This is a genomic window from Streptomyces lavendulae subsp. lavendulae (assembly GCF_002803845.1).
In the GTDB taxonomy this organism is placed as follows: Bacteria; Actinomycetota; Actinomycetes; order Streptomycetales; family Streptomycetaceae; genus Streptomyces; species Streptomyces lavendulae.
Map to the genome: position 1 here is coordinate 2569469 of NZ_CP024985.1, position 16568 is coordinate 2586036.

Sequence of the window (16568 nt, forward strand, 5' to 3'; positions counted from 1 at the left end):
GCCCGTCCCACGGTCGTACGCCTGCTTCCGGCAGGCCCGGGAAGGCCCCGCACGCCGGAGTCGCCGGACCCGAAACGGGCCCGGCGACCGGTGGTGCACCCCCGCGCCCCCGCGCGTCGACGCCTCAGTGCTCGCGCGGGGCGGGCACCACGCGCTCGACCTCCGGATGCACCGTCAGGAGCTGACGCATGGCGCTCTCGGCACCCGTCGCGTCACCGGCCGCGAGCGCCTCGACCATCCGCGCGTGGTGCGCGACGCAGGTCTCGCCGGGACGGTCGCAGGCGGTGACGGGACTGCCGGAGACCTGGAGGGCTGCGGAGACGATGCCCGACAGGTGTTCCAGCATGCGGTTGCCGGCGACCTGGATCAGCAGTGCGTGGAACTCGTTGTCGGCGCGCGCGAAGGTGATCGCATCACCCTGCCCGAGGGCGTGTCCCATGATCTCGACCATGTCGGCGAGGCGCTGCTGGACGTCCGGGCGGCCGTGGCCGGCCGCGAGGCGCGCGGCCAGCGGCTCGATGGTCCAGCGGAGCTCGTTGAGCTCGCGGCGCTGGTCGTCGCGCTGGGGCCCGAAGGCGCGCCACTCGATGATGTCGGGGTCGAGCAGGTTCCAGTCGGCCACGGGCCGGACGCGGGTGCCCACGTTGGGGCGGGCGCTGACGAGGCCCTTGGCCTCCAGGACCCGCAGGGATTCACGGACGACCGTGCGGGAGACCTCGAAGCGCTGGCCGATCTCCTCGGGGACCAGGGGCCGGTCCGCGCCGAGGTCGCCCGAAACGATCATCTGGCCGAGCTGCTGGACGAGTTGGCCGTGCAGACCGCGGCCGCGGCTGCCTGCCGCCCGGCGGCCGACGCGGCTGAGCTCGACGTCGCCCCCGTCCCAGTGGGGCGGTCCGACCCGGTCGGACCCGGAGGCCTCCGGGTAGGGGTAGCGGTCGAGTTCGCCCGAGCCGGCGAGGCCGGTGTCGGCATGGCGGGCGGCGGTCATCATGGTGTGCGCAAGGGTACTCACGAATCCTTTGTCGGCCGTGCCCCCATCACCCTTGAGGTCTTTGGTGAAAAGCACACGAAAGGGTGATCGGTGCCACCTACGCAATTGACGACTTATCGTAAAGAACCGGGCCTTTTGCGCGGAGTTGCGGTCCGCTTCGGGTGATCCGGCCCGATCCGGACTTCTACGGTCCAGGCGAAGTCGCCTCCCGCACCGGAACGATCACCAACGGACGCGCCCGCGCAGTCCTGTGAACGCATAGGCGCACAACAGGACCATCAGCGACAACACCAGTGCGGTGCCGACGGGTTGAACCATCACCCGAAGGACCCCCAGCACGATCCGGTCCGCCTCCGGGGGCCACGGCGACCAGATCAGGCCGCGCAGCCGGGAGGCGATCCCGGTCACCGGGTACGCGGACGGCCCGTCGAGGACCTTGCGCACCAGCGGTACGACGGCCACCGGTACGGCGAGCACCGCCGCGAAGCCCGCGGACGCGGCGCGGAACACTCCGGAGGCGAGGACCCCGGCCCAGGCGCAGCCGACGAGCAGCCCGGCCCAACTCGCCGCGGGGGAGATCCATTCCACCGGCGGACTCAGCGGCCCGGAACCGAAGACGAGCCGGAGCGCGGTGCTGTCGGCGGCGACCGCGAGGATGCCGAGGGCCAGGGCGAGGGCGGCGCTCACTGCGAGTTTGGCGGTGAGCAGCCCCAGCCGGCGGGGCACGGTGCCCCGGTCTGCGGCGAGGGCGGGGTAGCGGTACTCCTCGCCGAAGGCCAGGGAGCCGAGCAGCCCGGCGCCGAGCGCGGCGGGCGGCAGCGGGAGGAGCTCCGGCCAGGCGGCGAGCAGCCGGTTCCGGGGGGTGTGGCCCGCGCGTGCCAGTACCAGGGAGGTGAGCGCGGAGACGGTGACGACGAGGGCGGCGGTCAGCAGCGGGGTGGCGGTGCCGAACACCCGGCGGAGCTCGTAGCGCAGCGGCCACAGCGGGCCGCCCACCCGCCGCACCCTCCGCAGTCCGGAAGAGCCCCGCCCGGGACGGGCATGACTCGGCCCGGCGCCACCGCCACCCTCGGGGCCGGGGCGCTCGGACGTGTCGGGGCCCCCGGCCGCCGCGGCGTGAGCGACCGCGGCGTCGGCGACCGCGGGGAGGAGCCGGGCCGGGACCCGTGCCGCAGCCGGGCCCTGCCCTGCGGACCGGGCCGGTTCCGGGGGCGGAGCCAGGTCGGGTGCCGCCTCCCGGGCAGGGGGAGCGGCGCGGACCGGGGTCACGCCTGGTTCGCCCTCGGGACCGGCTCCGGTACCGGGGTCGGCGCACGCCGGCCCGGTGAGGAGCGCGGCGCGGTGGTCGGGGCGGGGGCCCCCGTGGACCGAGGCCTCGGCTCCCCCCACGAAGCCCGCGGCGGAGGGCGGAACGGAGCCCTGCGCGGAACCCGGGACCTGGCGGGCCGGGGCCTCGGCCCGAATGTCCGCGCGCGCCTCCGCCCGGACGTCCGCCCGGACGTCCAGCCGGGCCGTGGTCCCGACGCGGGTCCGGGCCTGCGGCACCGGCGGCACGGGCGCGCCGGCGTCCCCGGTCTCGTCCGCGAGCTGATGGACGAGCACGCCGTGCCGGAACGCCGCCTCGCCGATCTCGGCGCAGTTGCTGCCGTACACCGACAGGCGGCTGCCGCTCTCCTCGACGATCTCCACCACTCTGTGGGCGGAGCGGGCCTCACGTCCGAGCACGTCGGCGAGCCGGGCTGCGTGCGGGGTCCGCACGGCGACCCGCGGCCGCAGCCGGGTACGGGCGAAGTCCGCGGCTTCCTGATCGGCGACGAGGCGGCCCGAGGCGATGGAGACGACCCGGTCGGCGTACCGGGCGGCCTCCTTCGCATCGTCGGTGGTGAAGAGCACGGCCCCGCCGAGGGAGGCGTGACCGCGCAGCAGCCCGTGCAGCCAGGCCCGCTCGCGGGAATGCAGCCCGGCGGCGGGTTCGTCGAGGAGCAGGGTGCACGGATCGGCGAGCAGGGCGGCGGCGAGGGCGGCGCGGCGCTCCATGCCGGTCGAGAGCGACCCGAGCCGCCGGTCGCGCAGACCGCCGATGCCGACGACCTCCATCAGGACGTCCGCCCGGGAGGCGGGTACCCCGACGGCGGCACTGAGCATCCGCAGTTGGTTGCGGACCGTCCTCGACGGGTGTCCGGGAACGTCTCCGAGGAGCACGCCGACCTCACGGCCCGGATGCGGGATCCGGTGCAGCGGGCGGCCGCGGAAGTAGGTGACGCCCCGTCCCGGTTCGAGTTCGAGCATGAGCCGCAGCGCGGTGGTCTTGCCCGAACCCGGCTCGCCGAGCAGGGCGGTCACGTACCCCGGGCGGGCCTCGAAGGTGAGGTCGTTCACGACGGGCGGGAGTTCTCGACGGGGTGTGCTGGTGAGTCCGATGGCCTGGAGCATCGCTTCTCTCGCGGGGGGTGAGACCGCTTTGCGGCAGGGAGAGTACCGCAAGCAAGATAACGCGATATGTCCGATTTTCTACGCAACCGGTCCGGTCCGGTGCCGTGATTGCCGCCCGAGACCACCCGGGCGGACGCCGGAGGTGCCCCCGGGGAGGATCAGACTTCCGGCCGCAGCATCGGCGGGTTGAGCAGGGTCGCCCCGCCCGCCCTGAACAGCTGGGCCGGCCTGCCGCCCTGACGGGTGGTCGTCCCACCGGCCGGCACCAGGAAACCGGGGGTGCCGGTGACCTTGCGGTGGAAGTTGCGGGGGTCCAGCGCCACCCCCCACACCGCCTCGTACACCCGGCGCAGCTCTCCGACGGTGAACTCCGGCGGGCAGAAGGCGGTCGCCAGGGAGGAGTACTCGATCTTCGAGCGGGCCCGCTCCACACCGTCGGCGAGGATCCGGGCGTGGTCGAACGCCAGCCCGGCGGAGGCCTGGTCGGCGCTCTCCAGCAGTTCGTCGACGGGCGCCCAGCGGGCGCTGTTGGCATCCCCGCCGGCCCGGGGCGCGGGCAGGTCGGGGGCGAGGACCAGGTGGGCCACGCTGACGACCCGCATCCGGGGGTCGCGCTGCGGGTCCCCGTACGTGGCCAGCTGTTCGAGATGGGCGCCGTTGTCCACGCCGGGCGCGGCCGGGTCGTGCGCGCACAGCCCGGTCTCCTCGGCGAGTTCCCTGGCGGCCGCGGCCCCCAGGTCCTCGTCCCCGCGGACGAACCCGCCGGGCAGCGCCCAGCGGCCCTGGAACGGCTGCTCACCCCGTCGGACGACCAACGCGCAGAGCGCGTGGCGCCGCACGGTGAGCACGACCAGGTCGACGGTGACGGCGAAGGGCGGAAAGGCCGACGGGTCGTAGGGCGACATGCCGCGATCATAGTCGTCTGCCTGACGATAAACAGAGCTTTGGTGATCCCGGAGACGGTGATCTGGAACCCAGACCGGATCCTCGCGACCACCCCGGACGGCCGCGCGGGGCTAGCCCCGCAGTTGGAGCCCATCGGCGGCCTCCTCCACCATGCCGACACCGAGGCGGCTGATCCGGACGGCGAACGGTTCCTCCGCCACCCTCAGGCCGGACAGGCGCAGCGCACCGAGGGGGGCGCCCGCCCGCGGGGTGACGGCGACGGTCGCCGCCGGGGCGTCCGGGCGGATGCCCGCGAGCGCGGTGAGGGCGTGGATCCCCGCGGCGGCGGCCACCGCCGCCGGCCTGCAGGCCGCGGGGTGCGGGAGCGGGGCGCTGCCGGCGGTGCGCTGCTCGGCCGCGTACATCTCGGGCAGGCGGTACCCGAAGGACTCCGCCGCGTCGAGCAGCCCCCGCAGCAGCCCGGCGGCCTCCTTGTCGAACCCGGCCTGGGCGAGCCCGGCCACGGCGAGGGCGCTCTCGTGGGCCCGTACCGCTCCGGCCCGGTGCCCGAAGGGGTTGTGGCCCGGTTCGCGCGCGGCCATGCTGCGCAGCCCCCATCCGGAATCCATGGCCGGAGCTCCGAGCAACCGGGCGAGGTGCTCGGTCCGGACGGGGTCCAGCAGGCCTGCTGCATACTGTCCGCCGCCCAGCAGGCCGGTGTCCAGCAGGTGCGCGGCCGACCCGGTCAGCCGGGGCAGCGGACGGCCGTCCGGGTGCAGGGCGGCGGCGGGGCGGCCCCCGTCCGGTCCGTCGATCCAGAACCGGGCCCGGAACCGTTCCCGCAGGGCGGCTGCCCACTCCCGCCATTCCGCGGCTCCGGGCCGCCCGCAGTCGGCGAGCAGGTCGGCGCCGAGCAGCGCGGCCCGGTGCGCGTGGGCCTGGGTCTCGCAGCGCCGTGGCCCGGGATCGGGGTCGGCCAGGAAGCCGTCCTCCCCGAGCGCGGAGCGCAGCCAGCCCAGGCAGCGCTCCGCGGCGGGCAGCAGCCGGGCCACTTCCTCCTCGGGCAGCCCCCACCTGCGGGCCTCGGCGAGCACCACCGGGAAGCCAAGGGTGGCCTCGGTACCGGTGCAGCCCGGTGGGAGCTGCGGCCCGGCGGCGCGCAGCGGCCCGGGGATCTTCCCCGCTCCGGGGCCCCGGCCCCCGGCCTGGCTCCGCGCCAGAGTCCGCAGGGTGGCGGCGGCCAGCCCGGTGCCGAGCGGGAGCGCCATCCGCGCGGCCCACAGCGACTCGGCCGGGGCCAGCCCGAGCCGCCAGGGCACTCCGGCCGCGGCGAAGGCGTCCGCCGGTGCCCCGGGATCCCTCAGGAGCAGTGCGCGCAGGTCGTCGAGGCTGGTCCGGAACCAGGCGTCGGCCCTCGGGTCGTCCCCCTCGGCGCGAGCGGCGGAGAGCGGGTTCGCGGCCTGTCCGGCGGGGGACCGGGCCGAGCGGTCGCGTGTGGTCCGCAGCTCGATGCTGCGGGACTCCCCCGGCGCCAGTTCGAGCTGCCAGCGCAGCAGCCCGGCCGAGGCGAGGGCGTCGTCGGGGGCCGGTTCGGCGGTGGTGACGGCGAGGGCGTCGCCCGTGCTCCAGCGCAGTCCGGCGGCGTGCACCCCGGCGGCGAGTTCCGGTCCGGCCCGCCCGGCCGCCACGGCGGCGAGCTCGGCCAGGTCGGTGCCGAGGGAGACCTCCACGGGGAGGCGCAGCGGGCGGGTGGCGAAGCTGCGCAGGGTGATGCGCTCGGTGCCGTCGGCGTGGCGGACGCGCTCGATTCCGATGTCGGGGTCGGGGCCTGCCTCGATGCCGGTGCGGACGGTGGCGGTGAAGGAGGCCCGGTCGGCGGCGAGGCTGCGTCCCTGGACGGCGACCGGATCCCGTCCGCCGACGCGCAGGACGCAGCGTGACAGCAGGCGCCGCCCCGAGCGGTAGATGCCGTCGATGCCCTGCCCGGTCAGCTGGCCGTGTTCGGGAGAGATGACCAGGCAGGGTGCGGCGACGCAGATGACGGCGCTGTGCACCGGCGGCAGTTCGGGGCGGCGCGCGGGCCCCACGGCGGACTGCCGCGGCGGGGGCGTTCCCGTCGGCCGCGCCTGCGGTTCCGGCTCGGGCGGGGCACCTGCCGGGCGTTCCGTGGATGCTGCGGGCACCCGCTCCACCGCCGCCCCCACGGCCGGCCGGCCGTACGGCGGTCCGTCCGGCCGGATGTCGGGGCCCCTGGCGGGGGCACCGGGCCCGGCCTCGGTGGCCACTGCGGTGCGGTGTCCCGGGACGTCGGGCGGAAGGGACCTGGGAGGGTCGGTTTCAGGTACGGGGGGAGCCATGTGCCGCCTTGTCTGCGCTCCGGCCGGTTCCGCTGGGCGGCGGCGCGGCCGGGCGCCCACCTCCCCCCAGCTGAACGCCCTCACCCCCGCCCGGGTCACGGGCCCCGGTGGCGGCTGCCCGCATGGGGTACCGCGCCGACGGCGCAGTGCCGCGCCCACCGCGCTCCAGAGGCGCCGTACGGAACCGTGGTCCCGGTGCCGCCGTAAGCGGCTCCGGCAGCCGGGGGTCCGACGCGGACTCACTGCTCGGAGCGGGCCCACTGCTCGGCGCGGGCTCACTGGTCGCTCCCCTCGGGGCGGCGGGCCGGGCGGCGCTTGCCGTCCCGGCGGCCGGGCGGACGGGTGGTGGCGGCGGAGCGCTTGCGGCGGGGTTCGCGGCGCCGGCGCTCCTCGCGCAGGCACTGCCGCAGCCCTTCGGGGTCGATGCCCTCGTTGCAGGCGTGGTGGAGCAGCTGGGCGAAGCGGTACTCGGAGTCGGCCCGCAGGGCGAGCCCGAGGGCGATGCGTGCGGTCGGCTCGTCCCCGCCGGACCAGCAGACCCAGCCGGCCAGGGTGAGCGGCGCCGCCGCGTGCTCTCCGTACGCGCCGACGCAGCGCCGGGCCAGGGCCCGCCACAGGCGCAGGGCGGGGGCGGCCTCGTCGCCCTCCATCCACTCGGCGGCGATGTCGCGGATCTCTCGGTCCTGGAGGCCGAGGATCACGGCGGCGGCCTCGTCGTGCCCGAGGAGGGCGTCGTCCCAGTCGTCTGCCCGGGGACCACCTTCGACGGGCGGCGCGAGGGTCAGCCGGCGCATGAGGGTCTTGGCGAGGGCGATGGTCTCCGCTCCGACCTCCTGCCGGGTGGCCCCGTCGAGGATCTTCGGGACGAGGGCGACGGCCGCCCGGTCGAGTGCTTCCTCCTGTTCCGCGGCCCCGGCTCCGACAAGGGGCGCGAGCCTGCTTTCGATCTCCTTCAGCGAGCCCCGGACCTGGAGTCCGGCGAAGGTCGCCGCCGCGGCCATGACCGAGGTGCCGGGCGGGGCGAGCGGGTTGCCCTCGGCCGGGCAGCAGCCGGAGTCGTCACAGGTGTAGGACCAGTAGCGGCCGCCGGACAGGCACAGGGCCTCCAGGACGGGCACGTCCAGGGCGCCGCAGGCGAGGCGCACCCGCTGGGCGAGGGGCCGCAGCCGGGTCATCACCCGCTGCCCGCTCTCCCCGGCCCGCGGGTCCTGGCACAGGAAGACCACGATGCCGTCGGGCTTGCCGCCGCGCCGCTCGCTGCCCCTCACGAGGCACTCGGCGACCTGCCGGGCGGTGTCCTCCCACTCGGCTGGAGTGGAGGGGATGCCGACGCGCAGCCGTCCGCCGAAGCGTCCGCCCTCGCCGTGCACGGCGACCATGACGAGGGAGTCGGTCGGATGGAACCCGAGCATGTAGGGCAGCGCGTCGGCCAGTTCGGCCGGGCTGCGCAAGGTGATCCGGGATGCTTCGGGAGTTCCGGAGGGATTGAGGGAAGAGTCGGCGGGGGTGGCGGAGGGGCGGTCGGACTGGCTGCGCGATTCGTGGTTCGTCGTCATGGCTCGACGGTCCCGTGTGCCGAACGATCGCGAAACCCCTGTGGATAACTCGCTTGAACCTTCAATATCCACAGGTTGAGAGCGCCATTGGCGCGATGTCGGAACCATCGGGTTGCATGGGGGCATGAACGCAGACCTGAGGTCCTCCGCCGATTCCGTACTCGCCCGCCTCGTGGGCGACCCCACGGGCACCGCACGGCTGCGCGAGGACCAGTGGCGGGCGATCGAGGCCCTCGTCGCGCACAAGCGGCGAGCCCTGGTCGTCCAGCGCACGGGGTGGGGCAAGTCCGCCGTGTACTTCGTGGCCACTTCCCTGCTGCGGGCGAGCGGTGCCGGCCCCACCGTCATCGTCTCCCCCCTGCTCGCGCTGATGCGCAATCAGGTCGAAGCCGCCGCCCGGGCCGGAATCCGCGCCCGCACCATCAACTCCGCCAATCCTGAGGAGTGGGAGGGCATCCAGGCCGAGGTCGCTGCGGGCGAGGTCGACGTCCTCCTGGTCAGCCCCGAGCGCCTCAACAACCCCGACTTCCGCGACCAGGTGCTCCCCAAGCTCGCGGCCGCCACCGGCCTCCTGGTGGTCGACGAGGCCCACTGCATCTCCGACTGGGGACACGACTTCCGCCCCGACTACCGCCGGCTGCGCACCATGCTGGCCGATCTCCCGCCGGGAGTCCCGGTCCTCGCGACGACCGCCACCGCCAACGCCCGGGTGACGGCGGACGTCGCAGAGCAGCTCGGCACCGGAGCCGGTACGGACGCCCTCGTACTGCGCGGCCCGCTGGACCGCGAGAGCCTGAGCCTGGCCGTGCTGACCCTGCCCGACGCCGCTCACCGGCTCGCCTGGCTCGCCGACCACCTCGCCGACCTGCCGGGCTCCGGGATCATCTACACGCTGACGGTGGCCGCCGCCGAGGAGGTCACCGCCTACCTCCGCCACCGCGGCCACACCGTCTCCTCGTACACCGGCAAGACCGAGAACGCCGACCGCGAGCAGGCGGAGAACGACCTCCAGGCCAACCGCGTCAAGGCCCTCGTGGCCACCTCCGCGCTCGGGATGGGCTTCGACAAGCCCGACCTCGGCTTCGTCGTGCACCTGGGATCGCCCTCCTCCCCCATCGCCTACTACCAGCAGGTCGGCCGTGCGGGCCGCGGTGTGGAGCACGCCGAGGTGCTCCTGCTGCCCGGCCGCGAGGACGAGGCGATCTGGCAGTACTTCGCCTCGGTGGCCTTCCCGCCGGAGGAGCAGGTCCGCCGCACCCTCGACGTCCTGGCCCAGGCGGGGCGCCCCCTCTCCCTGCCCGCCCTGGAACCGCTCGTCGACCTGCGCCGCACACGCCTGGAGACGATGCTGAAGGTCCTCGACGTGGACGGCGCCGTCCACCGCGTCAAGGGCGGCTGGACCTCCACCGGCGAGCCGTGGGTGTACGACGCCGAACGCTACGCCTGGGTCGCCCGGCAGCGGTCCGCCGAACAGCAGGCGATGCGGGACTACGCCGCCTCCACCGGCTGCCGGATGGAGTTCCTGCGCCGCCAGCTGGACGACGAGGAGGCCGCGCCCTGCGGCCGCTGCGACAACTGCGCGGGCGCCCGCTTCACGGCGGACGTCTCCGGCACCTCCCTGGACACCGCCCGCGGCGAACTGAGCCGTCCTGGCGTGGAACTGGAGCCCCGCAAGATGTGGCCGACCGGGCTCGCCGCGGTCGGCGTCGACCTCAAGGGCCGGATCCCGGCCGGGGAACAGGCCTCCACCGGCCGGGCCCTGGGCAGACTGTCCGACATCGGCTGGGGCAACCGCCTGCGTCCGATGCTCGCCCCGCAGACGGCCGACCAGCCGGTTCCGGACGATGTCGCCCAAGCCGTGGTCGCCGTACTCGCCGACTGGGCACGTGGACCGGGGGGTTGGGCCACCGGCGCGGCGGACGCCCCCGCCCGGCCCGTGGGTGTGGTGGCGCTGCCTTCGCGGAGCCGCCCCCTGCTGGTCGGCTCCCTCGCCGCCCGGATCGCCGAGGTCGGGCGGATCCCGCTGCTCGGAACCCTGGAGTACACCGATCAGGCACCGGAGTTCGGGCTGCCGTCCTCCAACAGTGCCCAGCGGGTCCGGGGACTCCACCAGGCCTTGACCGTCCCACAGGCCCTGGCGGCCAGCCTGTCCGAGACATCGGGTCCGGTGTTCCTCGTCGACGACCGGGCGGAGAGCGGGTGGACCCTCGCGGTGGCCGCCCGGCTGCTCCGCCGGGCGGGTGCGAAGGGGGTGTTTCCGCTGGTGCTCGCGCTCCAGCCGTAGCCGAATGAGTCATCTCCGGCGTGGCGGGGCAAGGATATGAACGGCATACCGGCGAATTCCGGTCTGCTGCTTCAAATGCTCATTGCCCCACCCTCGCGCACCACGCGAGAATCGGAGTGCTCCCGCTCGGCTCGACGGCACTCTCCAGGGCCGCGCCGCGGCGCGCCCACAGCCCAGCCGTGCCCGCTCGCGGGCGTGTACCCGAAGGGAGGACCGTGACCTTCGGATTCGCCCCGTCCTCGACCACGTCCCTGGCAATGGCGACCGGCGCCGCCAGCCGTCACGGCCGGCTGCTCGAACCCGCCGAGTGGACGGCGGCCGGGATCCCCCTGCTGAGCAATCCGCGCGAGCTGGTCAGCGGGCTGCACTCCCGCCACGCCCCCGGCCCCTCCACCGCCGTGATCGCGGTCCTCGGACCCGAGGAGCGGCTGGTGGCGAGCGCCTCCTTCGTGCAGCGGTCCAATTCGGCGGACGGCTGGGAATACCGCAACGCCCTGTTGTCCCGGCTGCGCCGGGTCATCCCGCACGACCTGCGGCGGCGGACCCCGGCCAGGACGGCGGTGCTGATGTACTGCCGGGACGGCGACGAGCGGTGGACCGAGGAGGACGGTGCCTGGATGTGGGGCCTGCGGGACGCCTGCACCCTGCACGGACTGCGCTGCGGTGCCTACATCACACTGACCCGAGGGGGCTGGCAGGTGCTGGGCGAAGGCCGTGGCGGGCGGAGCCCCGGTTCGGACACCAGACCCGGTCACCTCGGCTCACTGACGGCCGAGACGGCACCGCTGACCCTCAGCACCGCCGGAGGGGCGGCCGAGCCGCTGCGCCGTACCGCCGCCCGCTGAGCGGACGACCGGCCCCGGCGATACGGCCGGCCCCGGCAGCAGGGCCGGCCCCGGCAGCACAGCGGAATACCCGTGCGCCGGAACCCTCGTGACGACCCGCCACACCGGACCGGCCCACACTCCGCGCGCAGGGCGCACCGCAGAGCGGACCACCCGCGGTGCGCGCACGGTCCCGTCGGGCGGCCGCGTCGGGGTGCGGGCAGGCTTGACTGCCGTACCCCCGGAAGGGCGTACGGCTGGTCAGGCCCCGGACATCAGCGGGGCCGGCACCCGGCCCGCCCCGCCCCTCCGCCCGCGTGGGATGCGGGGCGTCAGACGCCCGCACCCAGCACGGAGTTGATCTGCTGCGCGTCGCCGCACACGATCAGCAGGGCTCCGGCGCACGTCAGCGCGACCGGCAGCGCGGCCGCGATGGCACCGGCCGGTCCGCCGTTGGCCGCAAAGACCACGACGGGACGGCCCGCGGCGCGCTGCACGTGCGACGCGTCCGCGTAGAAGATGTCGTCCTTGGCGTCGTGCTGGGCCCAGTAGGAGGCCTCGCCGAAGGACAGCTCGTGCGCGGCCCACGGGTGCGGGTCGCCGGTGGTGATCACCAGGATGTCGCCGGGCGCGCGCCCGGTGTCGAGCAGCAGGTCCACGGCCTCCTCGGCCGCGTCCAGCGCACCCTCGGCGGAGGCCGGGATCAGCTGGACCTGGGGCACGGCCGCCGAGACGGACGGCGCGGTGGGGGCTGCGGGAACGGGTCCGGGGGTGGCCTGTGCCGCGCGCTGAGCGGGCGGGGCGGGCCGGACGGGACCGGGGCGCCCGGGCCGGGGTACGGCTGCGGGACGCGGACCAGGTACGGGGCGGGGGGTCTGCGCGGTGCGGCTCGCGGCCGGCGTGACGCGGGGACCCTGGGCACTCTCGTGAATCTGAGGCTCCTCGATGGCGGGGGTGAGAGGCATGAGTTGATATCTATCAAACACCGGTACGAAACGTACCGGTGGGTGGCACGTGGGTGCGATCAGAAATCGAAGCCGAGTTGGCCTCCGTTTTCCAGCTCCATCGATTCCTCGCTCCGGCGCACCTTCTTCAAGTGGCGCCACTGGGGCAGCGCGTCGAGGTACGACCACGAGAGCCGGTGGTACACGGTGGGCCCCCGCACCTCAAGCGCGGCCCGGTGCACGGGCGAGGGATAGCCGGCGTTGGCGGCGAAGGCGAAGTCCTCTGTCCCGTCGCCCCGTTCGCCCAGTTCGGCCATCATCCGGTCGCGCCGGACCTTGGCGATCACCGAGGCCGCGGCAACGGCGACGCAGGACTGATCGCCCTTGATCACCGTACGAACCCGCCAGGGCGGGCCGAGATAGTCGTGCTTGCCGTCGAGGATCACCGCGTCGGGCCGCACCGGCAGACCCTCCAGCGCGCGCACCGCCGCCAGCCGCAGGGCGGCGGTCATCCCCAGTTCGTCGATCTCCTCCGGGGAGGCGTGCCCCAGGGCGTGCGCGGTGACCCAGTCCTCCAGGACGTCGAGCAGCGCGTCGCGTCGCTTGGGGGTGAGCAGTTTGGAGTCGGTGAGTCCCGCGGGCGGCCGGCGCAGACCGGTGATCGCCGCGCAGACGGTGACGGGACCGGCCCAGGCCCCTCGTCCGACCTCGTCGACCCCGGCGATGACCTTGGCGCCGGTGGTTGCACGGAGGGAGCGCTCGACGGTGTGGGTGGGTGCTTCGTACGGCATGGCGCCAGCAAGGTTACGCCGCCCCGGGCCGCCTGCACACCCCGGCCTGCGGCAAGCCGCGCCGCACCGGCTCCCCGGGGCCGTTCGCGCGCCCCCGGGCGAGCCCGCGTACGCGCCCCTCGCGAGCTCCGCCGGACCTCACCTGCGCAGCATCGGCACGACCAGCCCGTCGATCATCTCGGCGATTTCCGGGTCCGGCCATTCACTCCCGCACACCTTGGCCCGATACATGAACATCGCCGGAATCACGTCGGTGAGCAGCGGGCTCGTGGCATCCGGCCGGACGTCCCCACGCTTGATTCCGCGGTCCACCAGCTCACGGATCAGTCGGTGCGCCGGCTCGTGCAGCCCGTCCCAGACGACCTCGCGGAACCGGTCCGCATGAATGTGGTCGCATTCGTGAAGCATTGCGCGAAGCGCCTCACCGGCCGGTGAGGCCATGACGTCCCGCATCCGCACACACAAGTCGTACAGGTCCTCGCGCACCGATCCGTGGTCCGCGATCCCGCCCAGCTCGGGCAGGCCCTCGCGCAGCGCGTCGGCGACCAGGTCCGCCTTGGAGGACCAGCGCCGGTACAGCGCCGCCTTGCCGGTGCGCGCCCCGGCGGCGACGCCCTCCATGGTGAGGGAGGCCCAGCCGACCGTGCCGAGCTGCTCCAGCGCCGCGTCGAGGATCGCCCGTTCGAGCTCCGGCCCTCGTCTGCGCCCCGGCACCACGCCCAGCGGCCGACCCGAACCTGTCATGCTCCATACCTCCGACCGACCCGCGTGCCTCGCACGGATTTCCACCCCTAGTGAACGCTTGCGTTCTCTACTCGGGGCCTCCTACCGTGGACCCGCAGTGAACGGATGCGTTCACTATTTCACTTCGGGGGGATCCACAGTGACAAGCACCCGACTCGACGCGCCCCGGATACCCGGGGCCGCCCGGCGGCCCGGGCGTCCGGGCGTGGCACTCGCCGTCATCGCGGCGTGCCAGCTCATGGTCGTCCTCGACGCGACGATCGTGAACATCGCGCTCCCGCACATCCAGACCGCCCTCTCCTTCTCCACCACCGACCTCTCCTGGGTGATCAGCGCCTACACCCTGGCCTTCGGCGGCCTGCTGCTCCTCGGCGGCCGCGCCGGGGACATCCTGGGCCGCCGCCGCGTCTTCATGACCGGGATCCTGCTCTTCACCCTGGCGTCCCTGCTCGGCGGGTTCGCCCAGGAGCCCTGGCAGCTGCTGGCCGCCCGCGCGCTCCAGGGCGTGGGCGGAGCCATCGCCTCGCCGACCGCGCTCGCCCTGATCACCACCACCTTCGCCGAGGGCCCCGCCCGCAACCGGGCCTTCGGCGTCTTCGCCGCCGTCTCGGCGGGCGGCGGTGCGATTGGCCTGCTGGCCGGCGGCATGCTCACCGAATGGCTCGACTGGCGGTGGGTCCTCTTCGTGAACGTGCCGATCGGCGTGCTCATCGCCGTCCTCGCGCCGCTCTTCATCAACGAGTCCGAGCGCCACCCCGGCCGCTTCGACGCCGCCGGCGCCCTCACCTCCACCGGAGGCATGACGGCGCTCGTCTACGGGTTCATCCGCGCTTCCGAGGAGGGCTGGCGAGATGCCCTGACCATCGGTTCCTTCATCGCCGCGGTCGTCCTGCTCGGCGTCTTCGTGGTGATCGAGTCGCGGGCCGCGGACCCGATCATCCCGCTCCGGATGTTCGCCGACCGCAACCGGGCCGGCACCTACATGATCATGCTCGGGCTGGCCGCCGCCATGTTCGGCATGTTCTTCTTCATCGTCCAGTTCGTGCAGAACGTGCTGGACTTCACGCCGATCCAGTCCGGCGTCGGCTTCCTGCCGGTGACCGCCGCCATCATCGCGGCCGCGGGCCTCTCCCAGCGCTTCCTGCCACGCTTCGGGCCCAAGCCGTTCATGGTCACCGGGTCCGCGCTCACCGGGACCGGACTGGCCTGGCTCAGCTTCATCCGGACCGACAGCACGTACGTGTCCGGGGTGCTCGGCCCGATGCTGCTCTTCGGTTTCGGCATGGGCCTCAACTTCGTGACCCTCACCCTCACCGCCGTCTCCGGAGTGGCGCCGAAGGAAGCGGGCGCGGCCTCCGGGCTGCTCAACGCCAGTCAGCAGGTGGGTGGTTCCCTCGGCCTGTCCATCCTGGTCACCGTCTTCGGCACGGCCGGCCGCGAGGAGGCGGAGAAGCAGGTCCCGGCCTTCATGGCGCAGGCCGATCCGGCGCAGCTGGCCGCGTTCAAGGAGACCGGGCGGCTGCCGGACCCCTGGGGGGACCTCGTCCTCGCCCAGGGCATCTCCACCGCCTTCGTCGCCGCCGTGGCCATGGCGGGTCTGGCGCTGGTCACCGCGGTGCTGGTGATCCGGGTCCGCAAGAGCGACCTGGAAGCCCTCAACGGGGCCGCCGCCGGGGCCGGTCCGGCCGCCTGAGCGCGAGGGCCCGTACGTACGCAGGCCCGGGCAGCGGGGTTCACCCCGCACCCGGGCCTGCGTACGCCATCCGCGACGCCCCTTGACGGCGCCCCTCCGGCCCGGACGGCAGGCCCGGAACGCTCGTTCGGACCGCCCGCTCAGACCGCCGATCCGGGCAGCCACTCCGGAAGGGCCTCGGTGCGGACCAGCCATGCCTGCGGCAGCGCCGCCTCGCCGCGCCCGCCGAGCACCCCGCCGACGATCGCGCACGTGGTGTCCACGTCCCCGCCCACCTGTGCGGTGGTCCAGAACGCCCGCTCGAAGTCGTCGAGCGACCGTGCCGCCGACCACAGCGCGAACGGCACCGTGTCGTGGGCGCTGGTGCGCCGGCCGCAGCCGAGCACCGCGGCCACGGTGGTCGCGTCGCCGTAGTCCAGCATGTCCCGGGCCCGGCGCACGCCCGCGCCGACGGCGCTGCGCGGCACCAGCGCGATGACCCCGTCCAGCAGCTCCTCGGCGGTCGGCGGGCCGCCCGGCGAGGCTGCGAGGGCGGCCGCGGCGGCGACGGCCATCGCCCCGCACACCGCCTCGCGGTGCTGGTGGGTGGTGTAGGCGGAGATCTCCGCCTGGTGGGTGGCCTGCTCGGGGTCGTCCGCGTACCAGGCGCCCAGGGGCGCGATCCGCATGGCGGCGCCGTTGCCCCAGGAGCCCTGACCGTTGAACAGCTCGGCCGCGAGCGTGCGCCAGTCCTCGCCCTCCCGGACGAGGCGCAGCATCCGGTTGACGGCGGGACCGTAGCCGCGGTCGAAGTCGTGGTGGTCCGCGAAGGAGGCCGCCAGCGCGTCCTGGTCGATGCGTCCGTGCGTGGCGAGGACGGCCACCACCGAGCAGGCCATCTCGGTGTCGTCGGTCCACTGCCACGGCTCGGTGCCGGGCGGCAGCTCGCGCCGCTTCAGCAGCGGGTAGTTCACGGGGACGAAGTACTGGGAGCCCAGGGCGTCCCCCAGGGCGAGCCCTCGGAGGCTGGACGTGGCGCGTGCGTAGCGCGTCTCGGGAGTGGAGTCAGCGGTCATCCCGCGCCACT

General features: G+C 74.5%; 12 protein-coding genes. 3 read left to right on the forward strand and 9 right to left on the reverse strand.

Annotation, left to right across the window (positions count from 1 at the left end):
- Positions 1 to 124 precede the first annotated feature (124 nt).
- From SLAV_RS10640 to SLAV_RS10660, 5 genes are all read right to left on the reverse strand, one after another.
- Entirely contained in the window at positions 125 to 1066 is a 942-nt protein-coding gene (locus tag SLAV_RS10640) for a FadR/GntR family transcriptional regulator (protein ID WP_269470899.1), read from the reverse strand.
- A 147-nt stretch (positions 1067 to 1213) separates the two neighbouring features.
- Complete coding sequence (locus SLAV_RS10645; protein WP_030239613.1) at positions 1214 to 3424, reverse strand: ATP-binding cassette domain-containing protein; 2211 nt, start codon at positions 3422 to 3424, stop codon at positions 1214 to 1216.
- 158 nt (positions 3425 to 3582) lie between these two features.
- Positions 3583 to 4329 carry an NUDIX hydrolase gene (locus SLAV_RS10650; RefSeq protein ID WP_030239611.1) on the reverse strand — a complete coding sequence of 249 codons (747 nt, stop codon included), beginning with the start codon at positions 4327 to 4329 and terminating at the stop codon, positions 3583 to 3585.
- A gap of 111 nt (positions 4330 to 4440) precedes the next feature.
- Positions 4441 to 6501, reverse strand: coding sequence for a glycogen debranching N-terminal domain-containing protein (locus SLAV_RS10655; RefSeq protein WP_394298634.1), 2061 nt, complete (start codon positions 6499 to 6501; stop codon positions 4441 to 4443).
- A 440-nt stretch (positions 6502 to 6941) separates the two neighbouring features.
- Positions 6942 to 8222 (reverse strand): DUF4192 domain-containing protein, encoded by a 1281-nt coding sequence (locus SLAV_RS10660; protein WP_051841405.1) that lies wholly within the window; start codon positions 8220 to 8222, stop codon positions 6942 to 6944.
- A 124-nt stretch (positions 8223 to 8346) separates the two neighbouring features.
- Between SLAV_RS10660 and SLAV_RS10665 the strand changes: the two genes are divergently transcribed.
- Together SLAV_RS10665 and SLAV_RS10670 are read left to right on the forward strand one after the other, a co-directional pair.
- A complete protein-coding gene (locus tag SLAV_RS10665) occupies positions 8347 to 10506 on the forward strand; it encodes a RecQ family ATP-dependent DNA helicase (RefSeq protein WP_030239600.1) in 2160 nt (719 codons plus the stop codon).
- A gap of 215 nt (positions 10507 to 10721) precedes the next feature.
- Positions 10722 to 11351: a hypothetical protein gene (locus SLAV_RS10670; protein WP_030239598.1), complete on the forward strand. Its 630-nt coding sequence runs from the start codon at positions 10722 to 10724 to the stop codon at positions 11349 to 11351.
- Positions 11352 to 11662: 311 nt separating this feature from the next.
- Here SLAV_RS10670 and SLAV_RS10675 read toward each other — a convergent pair whose 3' ends face one another.
- The 3 genes from SLAV_RS10675 to SLAV_RS10685 all read right to left on the reverse strand — a co-directional run bounded on the left by SLAV_RS10675 (position 11663) and on the right by SLAV_RS10685 (position 13809).
- Entirely contained in the window at positions 11663 to 12295 is a 633-nt protein-coding gene (locus SLAV_RS10675; protein ID WP_030239594.1) for a hypothetical protein, read from the reverse strand.
- Positions 12296 to 12354: 59 nt separating this feature from the next.
- Positions 12355 to 13065 carry a ribonuclease HII gene (locus SLAV_RS10680; RefSeq protein WP_030239593.1) on the reverse strand — a complete coding sequence of 237 codons (711 nt, stop codon included), beginning with the start codon at positions 13063 to 13065 and terminating at the stop codon, positions 12355 to 12357.
- A gap of 138 nt (positions 13066 to 13203) precedes the next feature.
- On the reverse strand, positions 13204 to 13809 hold the full coding sequence (locus tag SLAV_RS10685; protein ID WP_030239591.1) for a TetR/AcrR family transcriptional regulator: 606 nt from the start codon (positions 13807 to 13809) through the stop codon (positions 13204 to 13206).
- A gap of 139 nt (positions 13810 to 13948) precedes the next feature.
- Between SLAV_RS10685 and SLAV_RS10690 the strand changes: the two genes are divergently transcribed.
- Entirely contained in the window at positions 13949 to 15502 is a 1554-nt protein-coding gene (locus tag SLAV_RS10690) for an MFS transporter (RefSeq protein ID WP_030239590.1), read from the forward strand.
- 140 nt (positions 15503 to 15642) lie between these two features.
- Here SLAV_RS10690 and SLAV_RS10695 read toward each other — a convergent pair whose 3' ends face one another.
- On the reverse strand, positions 15643 to 16557 hold the full coding sequence (locus SLAV_RS10695) for an ADP-ribosylglycohydrolase family protein (protein ID WP_030239588.1): 915 nt from the start codon (positions 16555 to 16557) through the stop codon (positions 15643 to 15645).
- Between the last annotated feature and the right edge of the window lie 11 nt (positions 16558 to 16568).

Coding starts and splice junctions, on each gene's coding strand:
- SLAV_RS10645 (WP_030239613.1), bottom strand. CDS start 3,424: ATGCTCCAGGCCATCGGACTCACCAGCACACCCCGTCGAGAACTCCCG.
- SLAV_RS10650 (WP_030239611.1), bottom strand. CDS start 4,329: ATGTCGCCCTACGACCCGTCGGCCTTTCCGCCCTTCGCCGTCACCGTC.
- SLAV_RS10660 (WP_051841405.1), bottom strand. CDS start 8,222: ATGACGACGAACCACGAATCGCGCAGCCAGTCCGACCGCCCCTCCGCC.
- SLAV_RS10665 (WP_030239600.1), top strand. CDS start 8,347: ATGAACGCAGACCTGAGGTCCTCCGCCGATTCCGTACTCGCCCGCCTC.
- SLAV_RS10675 (WP_030239594.1), bottom strand. CDS start 12,295: ATGCCTCTCACCCCCGCCATCGAGGAGCCTCAGATTCACGAGAGTGCC.
- SLAV_RS10680 (WP_030239593.1), bottom strand. CDS start 13,065: ATGCCGTACGAAGCACCCACCCACACCGTCGAGCGCTCCCTCCGTGCA.
- SLAV_RS10685 (WP_030239591.1), bottom strand. CDS start 13,809: ATGACAGGTTCGGGTCGGCCGCTGGGCGTGGTGCCGGGGCGCAGACGA.
- SLAV_RS10695 (WP_030239588.1), bottom strand. CDS start 16,557: ATGACCGCTGACTCCACTCCCGAGACGCGCTACGCACGCGCCACGTCC.